We start from the raw sequence: 14,577 nt of genomic DNA, 5'->3' as shown, positions 1-14,577 counted from the left end.
ATAAGTTTAAAAAAAGCGCCTGAAATCAGGCGCTTTTTTTATTAATCTGAACACTGCTGTAACGCTTGGGCAGGGCTGCTCTCGCGTTTGATTTGGAATAAAACCAATAACAAAGCTAACCCCGCCAGTAATGCACCAGCAAATGATACTGCGCTATAACCCCAACCTAAATCGAGTACTAATGCGCCTGCTGCTGCTCCTACTGCGTTACCTAGGTTAAATGCACCGATATTTACTGAAGAGGCAAGGCCTGGTGCTTCGTGAGCGACGGACATTACACGCATTTGTAATGGAGGCACTAAAGCAAAGGTTGCTGCACCCCAGATCACTAAAGCAATGGCTGCACCAATCTGACTTTGCGCAAGAATCGGGAAAGTCACCATCATCACAATCAATAGAACTAAGAAACCAATCAGGGTTTTGTTGATGGACAAATCTGCAAAGCGACCGCCTAAATGGTTACCAATTGAAAAGCCGACACCAATCAACATCAGCATACAAGTAATGAAGGTAGGTGAAGCATGGGTAAACTCAGTCAAACTTGGCGCAATATAGGTATAGAGCGTAAACATTGCACCCGCACCGAGTACGGTGGTGAGCAACGCAAGTATTACAGGAGTGCGCATTAACACTTTCAACTCAGCTTTCACGTTTGGTTTTTGGGTAACCATACCTTGTGGGAGTGCTTTCCATAAAGCGAGCATGGTAATAACACCAAGCAAGGAAATTGCAAGGAAAGACATACGCCAGCCAATGTTTTGCCCAACCCATGTTGCCAAAGGCACGCCACCGATATTGGCAATAGTTAGGCCCATAAACATGGTTGCTACAGCACTGGCCTGTTTATGTGCGGGCACAATGCTTGCTGCTACAACTGAACCTATCCCGAAGAAAGCACCGTGGTTAAGGCTGGTGATGAGACGTGCACCTAATAAGCTCATATAGCTTGGTGAAAATGCTGCGATTAGGTTACCTACCGTAAAGATCGCCATCAGAAAGATAAGCGCATTACGTCGTGCAAAACCACCGAACCACAGGGTCATGAACGGGGCACCTAGCATTACGCCAAGTGCATAGCCCGTAATTAACATTCCGGCTGTTGGAATTGAAATGCCTAAATCATTAGCGATATTCGGCAACAATCCCATTGGTGAGAATTCAGTGGTGCCAATGGCAAAGGCACCAATAGCCAATGCCAATAACGAGAACGCCGTATTTGATTGAGTGTTCATGAGTTTAGTCCCAAACTGGTGCCCATGGCTCTGGGCTAACTTCACGACTGTTACGATCAAGTTCGGCAATCAGTTGCATTTCAGCTGAAGTTAACTCGATATCCTGTGCTTTTAAATTGCTCATCAGGTTTTCACGTTTAGTCGAAGATGGAATGACTGCAAAACCACGTTGCAATGCCCATGCCAGTGTAATTTGTGCTGTTGTTGCTTGATGAGCTGCTGCAATTTTAGCTAGAACTGGGTCTTGAAGCACTTTGCCGTACGCAAGCGTCATATATGAAGTGACATCAATATTCTTCTCTTGTAAGAAGTTCACAAGTTTGTGATTTTGAAGATAAGGGCTTAGCTCAATCTGATTAGTTGCAATATGCTCTGTACCAATTGTTTCAATTGCTTGTTGGGTAAGCTCGATATTGAAGTTTGAGATACCAATTTGTTTAGTAAGGCCTTGTTGCTTTGCCTCAAGTAAAAGCTGCATAACTTCAGGAATCGAAACACCTAAGTCCGGTGCTGGCCAGTGAATCAGAGTTAAATCGACATGGTCAGTACGAAGCTTTTGTAAGCTCTCTTTTAAACTTGGAATAAATTTGTCTTGAGCAAAATTATCTACCCAGATTTTTGTGGTTAAAAATAAGTCCTGACGTGATACACCGCTTTCGGCAATGGCTTGACCAATCGCTGCTTCATTGTCATAAATTTGAGCAGTATCAATTGCACGGTAACCTACATCTAAAGCATTTTTAACAGAATCAATGACTGCTTGCTCTTTTAGACGGAAAGTTCCTAGGCCAAAACGTGGGATATTCATGTGTTCACCTGAATTTAAATAATTGTTTAACTTGAGGTGCATTTTGCTCGGATTATTGTTGCGAAAAAATAGATGAATAAGCAAAATATCTTTGATGATTAGTCAATAATAGAATAAGCCATGAAATCAACAATTGAAGAACTTGTTGCCTTTATCACAATTATTGATACAGGCTCATTTGTAGCTGCCGCAGAACATTTAAAACAAACACCCTCAGGGGTAAGCCGCTCTTTAACACGCTTAGAGACTAAGTTAGATGTCACCTTGTTAGAGCGAACAACACGTAAGTTGAAATTAACTCAAGAAGGGCAACAGTTTCTGGTAAAGGCCCGTAAAATCTTAAATGAGCTTAATGCAGCTGAAGAAGAACTACAAAAATCTGATCAGGGTACGGCAGGACTCATTCGTATTGATTCGGCTACTCCGTTTGTTTTACACGTGATTGCACCATTAATGCATAAGTTTCGTGAGTGTTATCCAGATATTGAAATTGAGTTAAATAGCAATGATCAGGTAATTGACTTGCTGCAACATAAAACTGATGTGGCATTTCGATTTGGGGAGCTTAATGATTCGAGCCTACATGCCAAACTAGTTTGTAAAAGTCGCTTATTTATTGTGGCGAGCCCAGAATATTTAACGATTAAAGGCACTCCAACACAACCAGAAGAACTCGAACAACATGATCTGATTGGTTTTACCAGACCTGCCTATATTAATAGCTGGCCGATTAAAGTCGGTGATGAATATTTCTTTGCACAAGCAAAAATTAAAGCTTCCAGTGGAGAGACGGTACGTCAACTCGCCATTAGAGGTCATGGCATTGCACGGCTATCTGAATTTGAAGTTTGGAAAGATATTGAAGAAGGGCGATTGATTGCATTATTTAAAGATCAAATTGAACATCAATATCAGAGCATCCATGCTGTGTATTATCAACAAGAGCATCTACCAAAACGAATCCGTTTATTCATTGAGTTTTTGGCAGAACAGTTAAAAGATGGTTTTAAAAACGCTCTCTAAAAGTAGCATAGCCATCAGTTGGAAAATGAACCTCTAGAAGTGGAGTGGTTTGTCCTTCTGATGAATGCTGGGCCAGAAAATAGCTTTTTTGCTGTTGGCGGCAACTAAAATATAATTTGGAATAGGTCGAGTTCACCATCACAACTTCATTTGAGCTATTACGCTTATATTGATAATGAGAAATCGTACTGGCCTCATCATCAGTGCGCTGCTCCAATTTGTAGTCTTGTTGATTGGTCATTTTTAAATAACCCTCAATCAGACTTTGGCAAACGGTATGTCTGTGCTGCTCATTTTTTGGTTGTGGTTGGCAACCTGCTAAAACAATAGTAAATAACAATATAGCTTTTAATTTCATGATCTTGCTACTCTTTGAGTTGATTTCTATAGCGTAAAGGTGTTCTATAAACCAGTACAGATACAGAAATTTTTAAAAAAGCAGCACAGAATGACTTTCCAATATCAGGTTCTTGCCAATCAATTAGCACATCGTATTTATCAAGATGAGCTCAAGCCCCATCAGAAGCTAATTTCGTTACGAGATTTTGCTCGTCAGCATACTATTAGCTTAAGCACGGCAAAAAGTTGTTATGAATTGCTCGAGGCGAGGGGGCTCATTTATGTAAAGCCGAAATCGGGTTACTTTGTGGTTGCCAGAACCCAATCTAGTCCTATTCCTGATAGCCCCGATTTTTTGTCTTTACCTCGGCAAGTCTCAAATCTGGAGTTGCATAACCAAATTCAAGAAGCTGCCTTACAGAGCCATCTCGTACCATTAGGTTCGATCCAGTTGACGCCACATTTTATTCCGGTGGAAGGCTTACGCCGTTCTATTCAACGTGCTTTAAAAAATTGTCAGCCACAAGACTTTCTCTACTGTAATAAACAAGGACATGAGCAATTAAGAAAAGCGCTTTCTGATCATTGGCGTGAAGATGGCATTTTTATCGCAGCAGAAGATATTTTCATTACCAATGGTTGCATCCCCGCTTTGTCGTTAGTCATTCAGCATCTAACAGAAGTAGGGGATAGTATTTTGATCCCGACACCTACTTTTAATGGGCAGCTACAGCTTTTAGCCAGTTTAAAACGGCAGATTATTGAAATTCCAGCCCATCATCGTGGCATTGATCTTGAGCGTTTAGAGTCATTAATGCAGCAGGGTTTGGCAAGGGTTTGCCTCATGACAGCCAATTATCAAAATCCTTTAGGATATTGTTTAAGTAATTCAGAAAAACAAAAGATTGCTGAATTAGCTGCAAAGTATCAGTGCTTTATTATTGAAGACGATATTTTTGGTGAATGTGGTTACAGTAATGAACGCCCGCTACCGATTCGCTATTGGGACCGAGAAGGTTATGTCATTTGGTGTGGGTCGGTTTCTAAGTCGCTATCGAGCGCGTATCGGGTAGGGTGGTTTTGTCTAAGTGCAAAGCTACAGCATTTAAGACTTGAGCTACTGGCAAGTAATATTGGCGTAAATACACCGCTACAATTAGGTCTGGCAGATTTTATTTATAGCCGTGGTTATCGAGAACATTTAGAGCAGCTACGGCCAAATCTGATGCGACAGGTCGAACAATATCGCAGTTGTATTTTAAGAGCCTTTGACGGCCTTTCCATTGCGTTAAGTCAGCCAGAAGGCGGCTATGCACTCTGGATACAGTTACCTAAGGGCGTCGATACATTAGCGCTGTATTACACTGCGAAAGCTCAGGGAATTACTGTGGTTCCCGGTCATGTTTTTGGTGAGGATGAACGATATCGACATTTCATTCGGTTAAACGCGGGTCATGAATTAACAGCAGATGTCCGCCAAGCAATTAGTGACTTGGCGGAATGGTCGCGACAACAGATGAAAACAGTAAATTAGTTTTATTCTGCAAAGTCTGCTTTAAGCACAATTCGATAACGTGCCTGACCTGAGTGTAAACGTTCAATTGCTTCATTAAGCTCTGACATTGGAAACAGCTCAATTTGAGGGGCAATTTTTTTGCGTGCAGCAAACTTTAACAGTTGTCGCAGTGCAGCAGGTGAACCTGTAGGGGAGCCTGTTACTGACTTAGCACCACCAATAAGTGAACCTACAGAAACAGGAACGGGTTCAAGCGTAAGGCCTAAGAAATGTAAGGTTCCGTTTGGTGCCAGTGTTGCAATAAAAGCAGGCCAATTTAGAGTCACATTTACGGTACTCAGCAATAAATCGAATTTACCTTTTTGAGCTTTTACCGCGTCTGTATCGCGGCTATTCACCACATGATCGGCGCCCATTGCTTTGAGCTCTTCAGTTTTATCAGGGTTGGAACTGAATGCCGTGATTTCACAGCCCCAAGCTTTAAGTAGCTTAATGGCCATATGACCTAAACCACCAATCCCAATTACACCTACATGGTGTGTTGCCTGAATTTTGTGTTTGAGTAGCGGATCAAAAACGGTAATTCCGCCACAAAGTAAAGGACCTGCGCTTTCTGGGTCTAAATCATCGGGAAGGGGAATAATCCACTGCCAGCCTGCACGTACTTTATCGGCAAAACCACCGGCATGCCCGACGATTGTTGCTACATTTTCACCCGTACAAAGGACTTGCTGACCACCAATACATTCATCACATGCTTGGCAGCTCTCCGCTGTCCAGCCAATACCGACACGTTGCCCGATTTGTAGACCTTTGGCTTCTGAGCCTAAAGCAACAATTCGTCCAATAATTTCATGCCCTGCAACAGCAGGGTACACAGTTGAACGCCATTCATTGTTTAGAACAGAAATATCAGAATGGCATAAACCACAGTATTCAACTTTTACTTCAACCTGATGCGGTTGTAATTCACCCGCATCAAATTGGTAAGGAACCAGTTTTTCACCTGCCTGCATAGCGGCATAAGCTTGAATCGTATTATTGCTCATCGGAAACTCCTTAAGCGGATTTGAACCGTTATGGTGGGTTATGAAGCTTTAAATTGACAACTGTTTTCATGATCATTGACCATGCCTACTGCTTGCATAAAAGCATAACAGGTGGTTGGGCCAACGAATTTGAAGCCATTCTTTTTGAGTGTTTTTGAAAGTTTTACACTGAGTTCGGTTTGTGCTGGTGCCTGACGATAATCTACAACATCGTTTTGTTGAGGGGCCGCATCTACAAATTGCCAAAGCCATGTAGTGACATCACCGACTTGTGCTTTGAGTGCTTGCCAAGCAATTGCATTATCACGAATTGCTTTAAGTTTGCCTAAGTGGCGAATTAAACCCGCATCTGATAATTTTAGTTCTAAAAAGTCATCTGTGAATGAGGCAATTTCTGCAATTGGGTGATTAAAGAAGTGCTCTCGGTAACTTTCTCTTTTTTTGAGTACGGTTATCCAAGATAAGCCAGCTTGCTGACCTTCCAGACAAAGCATCTCAAATAATCGTGCTTCATCATGTTCTGGTTTGCCCCATTCTTCATCATGATAGGCAATGTAGAGGGGATCAGTGGAACACCATCCGCAGCGTTGAGTTTTCATGATGATGCTCCTTATATTTATCTTAGAATTTTAAAGTTTAAATAACACCCATTCATTTGGGTGCGTATCCCAATAATACAGTTCAGCTTGAGTTAAGTCTTCAAAGTTTAGCCAAAAGTCTTTGCCCACTTTATCTGAAAAACCGGTACTGATTAGCAGGGCATCGTCGCTGATTTCCATGATCCAGCCTTGATAGCTATTGCCATTTAAAATGATCTTTTGCTGATTGCCTGACTCGGCAAACTCTACTAAGCGATTGATCAGCGCTTCCGACATACAATGTTCCTAGCGTAAATAAGAATAAGGGTTAATAGCACCACGTCCTTTACCATCTAGATAAAGACCATAATGCAAATGAGGTGAAGTATAACGTGCATTGCCCGTGTTGCCGACATAGCCGATCAGATCCCCTTTTTTGACATAGTCACCGACATTTAGTCCACGTTTGTGACCATCAAGGTGAGCATAATAATGCCATGTTCCTGCTGGACCTAAAATCCAGATGACTTTGCCACCGAGATTGTTATTGCGAAGATCTGCCACAAGCCCTTCGGTTGTACTGTACACTTTGGTTCCACGTGGAGCCAAAATATCAATTCCTTCATGACTACGGCCCTGACTGCGTGCAGCTCCCCACGTATCTTTTAACTCATCTCGGTTGACACCTTTTACAGGCACAGGAAGTCGATTTGCAAGTTGCATACTTTTAAGCTTGCTGACTTGATCGGGTGAGAGTGGGGCTGGTTTTTTAGGTGCACTGGCACAGGCAGCCAATAGAATAATTAAAAAGCCAAGTGAGAAATGAGAAACAAAACGTCGCACAAAATACTCCCTGTCACTGCCATATCAAAATTATTTTACTCAATATGTCATGAACGGCTTGTCGAGATCAATTTTTTCATTGCTGTTGGAACGCCCTTGGCAACAGCTTGTTCTGGACTAAGCCATTGTCCTTCGAGTTCAATTGCCAGATGTTCTTTTTGATCAGGTTCCACGTGGAACGTGTGAGCATTAAGTAACCATGTGAAATGAGTGAAACTATGACTGATCTGAAAGGTTTGCGTTTGAGGTTGCAATTTAAATTGCTGACTTAAGCTAAGACGTTCGTGTTCAATTTCTAAAATGGGTAAACAGAATAAACCACCCCATAAACCATGAGATTGTCGTTGTTGCCAGAACCATTCATCTTCACACTGGATGATAAGAACATCTGCTGTTCTAACGGGTGGTGTTTTTTTAGGTTTTTTAAATGGGAGTTCTTGTTCTAAGCCTTGTTGGTAAGCTTGGCAGTGGGCTTGCATTGGACAATATAAACAGAGTGGTTTTTTAGGCGTACAAATGGTCGCACCTAGGTCCATAATTGCTTGAGTGTAGTCATGGTTACGCTGGGTTGGGCAAAGCGCTTCAGCTAGTTTCCACATTTCACGTTCATGTTGGGGTTTACTTAAATCATCCTCAATAGCAAAGAAACGGGCTAAGACACGTTTCACGTTGCCATCCATAATGACCCCGTACTGACGTAAACCCAAAGACATGAGCGCACCTGCGGTAGAGGGACCGATGCCAGGTAGTGCAATCCATTCTTCTAGCGTTTCAGGAAACTTACCCTGCTGCGTTACAAGACCTGCGGCCTTGTGCAAATTACGAGCTCGAGCGTAATAACCCAGACCTGCCCAATAAGGTGCTACTTCATCCCAAGTTGCATGACCTAAAGCTTCTACAGTCGGGAAGCGCTCCATAAAGCGGTCGAAATATTGCAGAACTGTTTTAACTTGGGTCTGCTGCAACATAATTTCAGAAACCCAAACTTTGTATGGATCATCTGCGACTTGCCACGGCAAATCATGACGACCATGTTGATCGAACCAGTTTAAGAGGGCATCAGAAAAAGAAAAGTCGGGCATGAACAGCTAAAGATGAAAAGTGAGGGCTAAATTATAGCTGAAATTTGTGGGGGAATTTTGTTTAAAGCAGGCGAAGCACAAGTGTAGGTTAAAACAGAGATGACCTTAAAAAAGCCCCATCTCTGTTTCAATAATAAAAAGGATTAATCCTTTTGTACGCCCCAACGCTGATCAAGTTTCAACGGCTGTTTTTTGTAGTACGGAATGACATGAATATGGAAATGATCTGAATTTTGTCCGAACACTTCGCCATCATTGAAGCTAATATGGAAACCGTCTGGTTGATGGCGAAGCTGCGTTTCGTGGCGTGCAATTTCAAGAAGTGTAAGCAGGCCTTGATGCTCTTTAGACGTAATGTCAAAAAAAGAACGAACATGGCGTAGTGGTGTTACCACACAATGGCCTTTAGACAACGGATTAGAATCAGGTAAAATTACAGCAAATTCATTCTTATCAATGATGTCATATTCATCAAATTCGCAATACGGACATTTCTTGTCAGTCATTGTTGTATCCTCTCATGTTATTCCATTAAACCCCGAGTGCGGGAAATAAGACTAGGCTTTGCTCTAGCTCAACGGGAGTATAGTTATTGAAGTATGGTTTAAAAAATACAGTAAAAATATTGCAAAGTCATAAACATTTAAGGGAGCAAATGCAAATAAACAATTTGCTCCAAATTCGCTTCTTTTATTTTAAAGTACGTTCTAATAAAGCGTACATTTTAGCAAGGCCTTGTTTTTCCGCTTCGCTATTGTAGCCAAGGTCTACACCGTTCGCTTTAGCTCTTTCATCTGCAAGCGGGTTACTAAAGCCATGTTTAGCATCTTCTAAAACCACTACCTCGTGTTTCACCTCAGCAGCTTGCATCTCTTTTTCAAAATTAGCAACATCTTCTAAGGTGACCATACTGTCTAATTCACCATGAAGAACTAAGATTTCACCTTGAATGTTGCCTTTTTGAGCAGGTGCCTTAGGTGTTAGCGTGCCATGGAATGTTGCAACTGCTTTTAGTGGAGCACCTGAGCGAGCAAGGTCCAATACCACTTTCCCGCCATAACAAAAGCCAACAGCGGCAATTTTTTCACCGTTTACTTCTGGTTGGGCTGTAAGAGTCTGAAGTCCAGCATTTGCGCGAGTGGTGACAGTGTCTAATTCTTCAAATGTCTGCATCATCCATTCATAGGCTTGAGCTGCAGTAGTTGTGACTTTTTTATCACCATACATGTCAATTGCAAGCGCAGCATAACCATGTTCAGCAAGCTCACGCGCACGTTGTTCGGTATATTCGTTACGGCCCCACCATTCAGGAGCAACAATCACACCCGCAACAGGTGTTTCACTATCTGGAGCAGCAAAGTAACCAATTAAATGGCTGCCATCTGGTGCAGTATATTGAATTTCACGGGTTTTAATTGCTGTACTCATAACCTTAATCCTGAAATTTAAAGAGATTTAAACACGCTTGATTAAAGCATAAAAAAATAAAGTAATATAAATAACTATGTAAGAATCTACATCAAAAGAAAAAGTTAGAAAGTTTATTGCAATAAAAAAAGAAGGAAACTGGTTCCTTCTTTTTTTATATATGGTCATGATTAAATTAAGTCCTGCCTCGCGAAATGAACCCAATTACAGCAAGAATTACAGCTATAACTAATAAAATCACGGCAAAGTCTTTAGATAACCCTGCAACACCACCAAACCCTAATAGACTGGCAATGAGTGCAATCACTGCAAAAATTATTGCCCAACGGAACATATGCTGTCCTCCTACTTATTTTTCATTGTCCTTTAACTATATAGGGTGTTTTTTGCACCGAATGTGTCGTTTATGTGGTTGAAATGTATATTAAACAATCATTTTGTGATGTTAGGAATACAGCTTCTTTTTTCGTACAGATCACTTCAATGCTATACTTAGATACTGTTTTATCTCATCTGCTGCTAAAAAATTATGTCTACCGAGACCTCACTTCGTCCATTGTTTTGGAAAAACTATTCGCTAGAGCAACTGACTCAAATTGAGTGGGAGGCTTTATGTGACGGGTGTGGTTTATGCTGTCTGGTAAAGCTAGAAGATGAAGATACCCATGAGGTGGCTTACACCAAAGTGGCTTGCAAGCTGCTCGATTGCAGTACCGGTCGTTGCTCGGACTATTCTAATCGTCAGCAACAAGTACCTGACTGTTTGCAATTAACCCCAGAGTCTCTAAAAACAATTCACTGGTTGCCATCAAGCTGTGCCTATAAACGCTTGAATGAAGGTAAAAATTTACCCTCTTGGCATTATTTAAATACGGGTTCTCGACAAAGCGTGATGAATGCGAAAAAGTCAGTTGCTGGACGTTGTATTTCTGAAGTTGATGTCCATGAAGATGATCTTGAAGATTATGTTGTACGTTGGGTACGTTAAACAGATCGGCATGGCATTTATAATTACAGCGTATAATAAAGTAACACTTTTATCGTAAATTTTTTGCTCATCTCCGTTATATAACAATAAAAACAAAAGGAGATAAAAATGATGAGACGACTAGCAGCCCCCTTATTATGTAGTAGCTTTTTTTTGTTAATGGCTTGTGGTTCTAATAATACCAATTCAAAAAATCTTGAACAAAACACCTCTGCTAAAACAGAACAGTCCAATTCAGTCAAACAATCTTATCAGTTTGAAACTGTTGCATATTTTGATGAACCTTGGGCAATAACAAGTTTGCCAGATCAGCGTTTATTAGTGACGGAGCGCCAAGGTAAATTAAAAATTTATAATCCTAAAAATAAGCAAATGCTGGATGTTTCAGGAGTACCTCCAGTGAGTTATGGCGGACAAGGTGGTTTGGGTGATGTAGTTTTACATCCCAACTTTGCGAAGAACCACTGGATTTATCTGAGCTATGCAACAAAAGGGCAAGGTGGGTATGGTGCAGCCATTTCAAGAGCGAAATTAGATTTGTCCAACCCTAATCAACCTAAACTTACAGATGTGAAGCAGATCTGGCAGCAAGTACCCAAAGTTTCAGGTCAAGGCCATTACGGACATCGCATGGTTTTTGGGGCAGATGGGAAACTTTGGGTGAGTTCAGGTGAACGACAAAAGTTTGACCCTGCTCAAAACATGAAAAGTAACTTGGGTAAAATCTTGCGTTTAAATGATGATGGCTCAGCGGCCACAGGTAACCCTTTTTATCAGCAAGGCGGGGTAACAGCTGAAATATGGTCGCTTGGACACCGTAATCCGTTAGGAATGGCGTTTGACCCTCAAGGTCAACTATGGGTCGTTGAAATGGGCCCGAAAGGTGGTGATGAGCTTAATATCATCACAAAAGGTGAAAATTATGGTTATCCAATCGTTTCAAATGGAGACCATTATTCGGGCCAACCTATTCCAGATCATCATACTCGTCCAGAATTTAAAGCACCTGAAATTGACTGGACTCCTGTAATCTCTCCGTCGAGTTTGATTATTTATCGCGGTCAGCAATTTCCGGCATGGCAAAATAAGGCTTTAATTGGAGGCTTATCTTCCGAAGCGATTATTGTTGTGGATTTACAGCATAAACCTTTGAAAGAAGTGCAAAGACTAGATATGAAGCAACGTATTCGTGGTTTGCATGAAGCACAAGACGGTTCAATTTGGGTCATTGAAGATGGTCCAAAGGCACGCTTACTTAGGTTGAGTAAGAAAGCATCTTAAGGCGATAAAACCGCCTGTAAATAAAGGCCGTGTCTCATAGATTCAAATTGTAGATTTCTGTGAGACACAATAGACTATAGATAAAAGACGATAAAGCTATTTGAAATGTCAGACACCCATATTCCACTTCCCGAACGCCTACGCCCGAGAGACTTGTCTGAAATTATTGGGCAAGATCATTTATTAGGTGAGAATGCACCACTGCGTCAAATGATTGATCAGGGTCATTTACCTTCTATTATTTTTTGGGGACCGCCGGGAGTTGGTAAAACCACAATTGCTTTGCTGTTGGCTCAGGCGATAGACCGACCATTTGTGAGCTTATCTGCGCTGAATACGGGTGTAAAAGAATTACGTGAAGTCATTGCAGAAAGTGGTGATTTACTGACACCTGTGGTTTTTATTGATGAAATTCATCGTTTTAATAAATCGCAGCAAGATGCTTTATTGGGTGCAGTTGAAAAAGGTAAAATTACCTTAGTTGGAGCAACCACCGAAAACCCGTCTTTTGAGGTGAATAGTGCGCTTTTATCACGCTGTCAGGTTTATACCTTAAACAGTCTAGATAGTGAAGCGATCCAGACTCTCATTAATAATGCACTTCAAGCCGATAAATTTTTAAAAGAACGCTATATTCATATTGAAGAATATGATGCTCTCATTCAATTCGCTGCTGGTGATGCCCGTAAAGCGCTTAATTTACTTGACCTGATTGCCAGTACATTTGAACCAGAGATTGAAAATACCATTACTAATGCGGTTGTGGTGAAAGTAGCGCAGCAAAATATTGCACGTTATGACAAATCTGGGGAACAGCATTACGATTTAGTTTCTGCCTTCATTAAATCGATTCGGGGCAGTGATCCAGATGCAACCCTGTATTGGATGGCACGTATGCTCAAAGGCGGCGAAGATCCAGTTTTTATTGCTAGACGTATGTTGATTGCAGCCTCGGAAGACATTGGAAATTCTAACCCAAATGCATTATTACTTGCTGGTGAGTGCTTTCGTTCAGTACAAGCGGTAGGTATGCCTGAGGCTCGAATTATTCTGGGCCAAACGGCGGTTTATTTAGCGACAAGTGCAAAAAGTAATAGTACCTATTTAGCGATTAATAAGGCCTTGGAACTTGCTGATAAGACTGCAAATTTACCTGTGCCTTTACATTTAAGAAATGCACCAACCAAGCTCATGAAGCAACAGGGTTATGGAATTAATTATCTCTATCCTCACGATTACCCAGAGCACTTTGTGCTGCAAGACTATTTGCCGCCTGAGTTAAAGGGAACCAAACTCTACGAGTCTGCGAGAAACAAGCGTGAAGTTGAAGGTGAGCGCTTGCAACAACGTAGATGGCAGCAAGAACAGTAATAACCTATTCGTTTTATCAAGTTGCACCTAACGATGATCATGCTGTTCCAGCTCTTCAGTCACCTGACCATAAATCAGTAGCGTGAACACGCCTGTACCACCAATAATATTGCCAATGGTGGTTGGGACTAGAAAAGTAAACAGATATTCATTAATGGAAGCCTCTCCTTGCCAGACGAGATAGGACATTTCGGTAGAGCCAACTACTACATGGGTAAAGTCACCTAGTCCTATCAGGTAAGTCATGAAAAAGATGAGCAGGAACTTATTGCTGACTGAAGGCAACATCCAGACCAATGCTGCAATTAACAGCCCTGACATAATACCTTTAAGCATATTCTGGGTCGCAGTAAAGGAAGCAACATGATGGGCTAGCTCATCGAGTGCTTGGTCAATACCGGGAGTAAACAGGTGAGTAGTTAGGAAAAATAAACTCGCTAAACCTGTTCCAATCACATTGCATAGAATCACAATCCCCCATAAGCGGCCTACTGCTCGTAATTTATCGAAGGTAAAAGGTTTAAATAAAGGTACAACTGTGGTGATGGTATTCTCGGTAAAGAGCTGCATGTGACCCAAAATTGCGATCAGGAACCCAATGGTATAACCGATATTGGTGATTAAATCGGTCCAGATCGCATCAGTCGGGAGATAAGAAGCAATAATCGCTTTAAATACAAATGAAAAACTGATGACCAAACCTGCCGCAATCCCTGAAAAGATCAGCGCAGCTGTCGGACGATCTAGTTCCTCGGCACCATCACGACGGATAATTTCATAGACCAGACGGGGTGACAGCTTCTCATGTTCTTCAACCGCTATTTTTTCTCGCCAGCTTAAGGTTTGATCGACTTTTTCTTCCTCTATTTTATGATCCATCAGGTTTACTCCTCACTGAATAAATATTTTATATTTCTAATTTTTATTTATTGTTAAGGCAGTGTTCAGGATAAATCCAGTCTATTCCTAACAGCTTTGTGTGTCTTTTTATAAATCGAATGATGCGGCGTAGCAAAGAAGCAAAAATAATGCATGAACA

At 41.4% G+C, this 14,577-nt stretch carries 17 protein-coding genes; 5 read left to right on the top strand and 12 right to left on the bottom strand.

The window, feature by feature from the left end:
• Nucleotides 1–41: 41 nt before the first annotated feature.
• Nucleotides 42–1,232: an MFS transporter gene (locus HL290_RS13340; protein ID WP_198496722.1), complete on the bottom strand. Its 1,191-nt coding sequence runs from the start codon at nt 1,230–1,232 to the stop codon at nt 42–44.
• Nucleotides 1,233–1,236: 4 nt separating this feature from the next.
• Nucleotides 1,237–2,040, bottom strand: a complete 804-nt coding sequence (gene dkgB / locus HL290_RS13335; RefSeq protein ID WP_198496721.1) for a 2,5-didehydrogluconate reductase DkgB — start codon at nt 2,038–2,040, stop codon at nt 1,237–1,239.
• A 120-nt stretch (nt 2,041–2,160) separates the two neighbouring features.
• Here dkgB and HL290_RS13330 point away from each other — a divergent pair, with 120 nt between their 5' ends.
• The gene (locus tag HL290_RS13330; protein ID WP_198496720.1) at nt 2,161–3,063 is read left to right on the top strand and encodes a LysR family transcriptional regulator; all 903 of its coding nucleotides are present in this window, start codon (nt 2,161–2,163) and stop codon (nt 3,061–3,063) included.
• Here HL290_RS13330 and HL290_RS13325 read toward each other — a convergent pair.
• Nucleotides 3,047–3,421, bottom strand: a complete 375-nt coding sequence (locus tag HL290_RS13325) for a hypothetical protein (RefSeq protein ID WP_005037819.1) — start codon at nt 3,419–3,421, stop codon at nt 3,047–3,049. The genes HL290_RS13330 and HL290_RS13325 overlap by 17 nt on opposite strands.
• 90 nt (nt 3,422–3,511) lie before the next feature.
• On the opposite strand from HL290_RS13325, the gene HL290_RS13315 reads away from it, so the two are divergent.
• Nucleotides 3,512–4,936, top strand: coding sequence for a PLP-dependent aminotransferase family protein (locus tag HL290_RS13315; protein ID WP_198496719.1), 1,425 nt, complete (start codon nt 3,512–3,514; stop codon nt 4,934–4,936).
• Nucleotides 4,937–4,938: 2 nt separating this feature from the next.
• On the opposite strand, the gene ahr is transcribed toward HL290_RS13315, so the two are convergent.
• The 8 genes from ahr to HL290_RS13275 all read right to left on the bottom strand — a co-directional run bounded on the left by ahr (nt 4,939) and on the right by HL290_RS13275 (nt 10,232).
• Nucleotides 4,939–5,967, bottom strand: coding sequence for an NADPH-dependent aldehyde reductase Ahr (ahr, locus tag HL290_RS13310; protein ID WP_198496718.1), 1,029 nt, complete (start codon nt 5,965–5,967; stop codon nt 4,939–4,941).
• 38 nt (nt 5,968–6,005) lie between these two features.
• Nucleotides 6,006–6,566: a DNA-3-methyladenine glycosylase I gene (locus tag HL290_RS13305; RefSeq protein WP_198496717.1), complete on the bottom strand. Its 561-nt coding sequence runs from the start codon at nt 6,564–6,566 to the stop codon at nt 6,006–6,008.
• 30 nt (nt 6,567–6,596) lie between these two features.
• Nucleotides 6,597–6,842 carry a hypothetical protein gene (locus HL290_RS13300; protein WP_198496716.1) on the bottom strand — a complete coding sequence of 82 codons (246 nt, stop codon included), beginning with the start codon at nt 6,840–6,842 and terminating at the stop codon, nt 6,597–6,599.
• Nucleotides 6,843–6,851: 9 nt separating this feature from the next.
• Nucleotides 6,852–7,388, bottom strand: coding sequence for a M23 family metallopeptidase (locus HL290_RS13295; RefSeq protein ID WP_198496715.1), 537 nt, complete (start codon nt 7,386–7,388; stop codon nt 6,852–6,854).
• 47 nt (nt 7,389–7,435) lie between these two features.
• A complete protein-coding gene (mutY, locus tag HL290_RS13290; protein ID WP_198496714.1) occupies nt 7,436–8,470 on the bottom strand; it encodes an A/G-specific adenine glycosylase in 1,035 nt (344 codons plus the stop codon).
• A gap of 143 nt (nt 8,471–8,613) precedes the next feature.
• Nucleotides 8,614–8,976: an HIT family protein gene (locus HL290_RS13285; RefSeq protein WP_198496713.1), complete on the bottom strand. Its 363-nt coding sequence runs from the start codon at nt 8,974–8,976 to the stop codon at nt 8,614–8,616.
• A 184-nt stretch (nt 8,977–9,160) separates the two neighbouring features.
• Nucleotides 9,161–9,898, bottom strand: a complete 738-nt coding sequence (locus tag HL290_RS13280; RefSeq protein WP_198496712.1) for a dienelactone hydrolase family protein — start codon at nt 9,896–9,898, stop codon at nt 9,161–9,163.
• A gap of 175 nt (nt 9,899–10,073) precedes the next feature.
• Nucleotides 10,074–10,232: a DUF1328 domain-containing protein gene (locus tag HL290_RS13275; protein WP_000490267.1), complete on the bottom strand. Its 159-nt coding sequence runs from the start codon at nt 10,230–10,232 to the stop codon at nt 10,074–10,076.
• A gap of 195 nt (nt 10,233–10,427) precedes the next feature.
• Between HL290_RS13275 and HL290_RS13270 the strand changes: the two genes are divergently transcribed.
• The 3 genes from HL290_RS13270 (at nt 10,428) to HL290_RS13260 (ending at nt 13,538) form a co-directional block, all read left to right on the top strand.
• A complete protein-coding gene (locus HL290_RS13270; RefSeq protein WP_198496711.1) occupies nt 10,428–10,886 on the top strand; it encodes a YcgN family cysteine cluster protein in 459 nt (152 codons plus the stop codon).
• A 108-nt stretch (nt 10,887–10,994) separates the two neighbouring features.
• A complete protein-coding gene (locus HL290_RS13265; protein ID WP_198496710.1) occupies nt 10,995–12,167 on the top strand; it encodes a PQQ-dependent sugar dehydrogenase in 1,173 nt (390 codons plus the stop codon).
• 105 nt (nt 12,168–12,272) lie between these two features.
• On the top strand, nt 12,273–13,538 hold the full coding sequence (locus HL290_RS13260) for a replication-associated recombination protein A (RefSeq protein ID WP_003654262.1): 1,266 nt from the start codon (nt 12,273–12,275) through the stop codon (nt 13,536–13,538).
• A gap of 27 nt (nt 13,539–13,565) precedes the next feature.
• Here HL290_RS13260 and HL290_RS13255 read toward each other — a convergent pair whose 3' ends face one another.
• Complete coding sequence (locus HL290_RS13255; protein ID WP_056481961.1) at nt 13,566–14,417, bottom strand: formate/nitrite transporter family protein; 852 nt, start codon at nt 14,415–14,417, stop codon at nt 13,566–13,568.
• Between the last annotated feature and the right edge of the window lie 160 nt (nt 14,418–14,577).

Origin of the sequence: Acinetobacter sp. AC1-2 (assembly GCF_016124155.1) — a bacterium.
GTDB lineage: Bacteria > Pseudomonadota > Gammaproteobacteria > Pseudomonadales > Moraxellaceae > Acinetobacter > Acinetobacter calcoaceticus.
This window is presented reverse-complemented; position numbering and strand designations above follow the sequence as displayed.

What these genes read in the sequence shown, in the direction of transcription:
- HL290_RS13340 (WP_198496722.1), bottom strand. Translation starts at nt 1,232, where the DNA reads ATGAACACTCAATCAAATACGGCGTTCTCGTTATTGGCATTGGCTATT.
- dkgB (WP_198496721.1), bottom strand. Translation starts at nt 2,040, where the DNA reads ATGAATATCCCACGTTTTGGCCTAGGAACTTTCCGTCTAAAAGAGCAA.
- HL290_RS13330 (WP_198496720.1), top strand. Translation starts at nt 2,161, where the DNA reads ATGAAATCAACAATTGAAGAACTTGTTGCCTTTATCACAATTATTGAT.
- HL290_RS13325 (WP_005037819.1), bottom strand. Translation starts at nt 3,421, where the DNA reads ATGAAATTAAAAGCTATATTGTTATTTACTATTGTTTTAGCAGGTTGC.
- HL290_RS13315 (WP_198496719.1), top strand. Translation starts at nt 3,512, where the DNA reads ATGACTTTCCAATATCAGGTTCTTGCCAATCAATTAGCACATCGTATT.
- ahr (WP_198496718.1), bottom strand. Translation starts at nt 5,967, where the DNA reads ATGAGCAATAATACGATTCAAGCTTATGCCGCTATGCAGGCAGGTGAA.
- HL290_RS13305 (WP_198496717.1), bottom strand. Translation starts at nt 6,566, where the DNA reads ATGAAAACTCAACGCTGCGGATGGTGTTCCACTGATCCCCTCTACATT.
- HL290_RS13300 (WP_198496716.1), bottom strand. Translation starts at nt 6,842, where the DNA reads ATGTCGGAAGCGCTGATCAATCGCTTAGTAGAGTTTGCCGAGTCAGGC.
- mutY (WP_198496714.1), bottom strand. Translation starts at nt 8,470, where the DNA reads ATGCCCGACTTTTCTTTTTCTGATGCCCTCTTAAACTGGTTCGATCAA.
- HL290_RS13285 (WP_198496713.1), bottom strand. Translation starts at nt 8,976, where the DNA reads ATGACTGACAAGAAATGTCCGTATTGCGAATTTGATGAATATGACATC.
- HL290_RS13280 (WP_198496712.1), bottom strand. Translation starts at nt 9,898, where the DNA reads ATGAGTACAGCAATTAAAACCCGTGAAATTCAATATACTGCACCAGAT.
- HL290_RS13275 (WP_000490267.1), bottom strand. Translation starts at nt 10,232, where the DNA reads ATGTTCCGTTGGGCAATAATTTTTGCAGTGATTGCACTCATTGCCAGT.
- HL290_RS13270 (WP_198496711.1), top strand. Translation starts at nt 10,428, where the DNA reads ATGTCTACCGAGACCTCACTTCGTCCATTGTTTTGGAAAAACTATTCG.
- HL290_RS13265 (WP_198496710.1), top strand. Translation starts at nt 10,995, where the DNA reads ATGATGAGACGACTAGCAGCCCCCTTATTATGTAGTAGCTTTTTTTTG.
- HL290_RS13260 (WP_003654262.1), top strand. Translation starts at nt 12,273, where the DNA reads ATGTCAGACACCCATATTCCACTTCCCGAACGCCTACGCCCGAGAGAC.
- HL290_RS13255 (WP_056481961.1), bottom strand. Translation starts at nt 14,417, where the DNA reads ATGGATCATAAAATAGAGGAAGAAAAAGTCGATCAAACCTTAAGCTGG.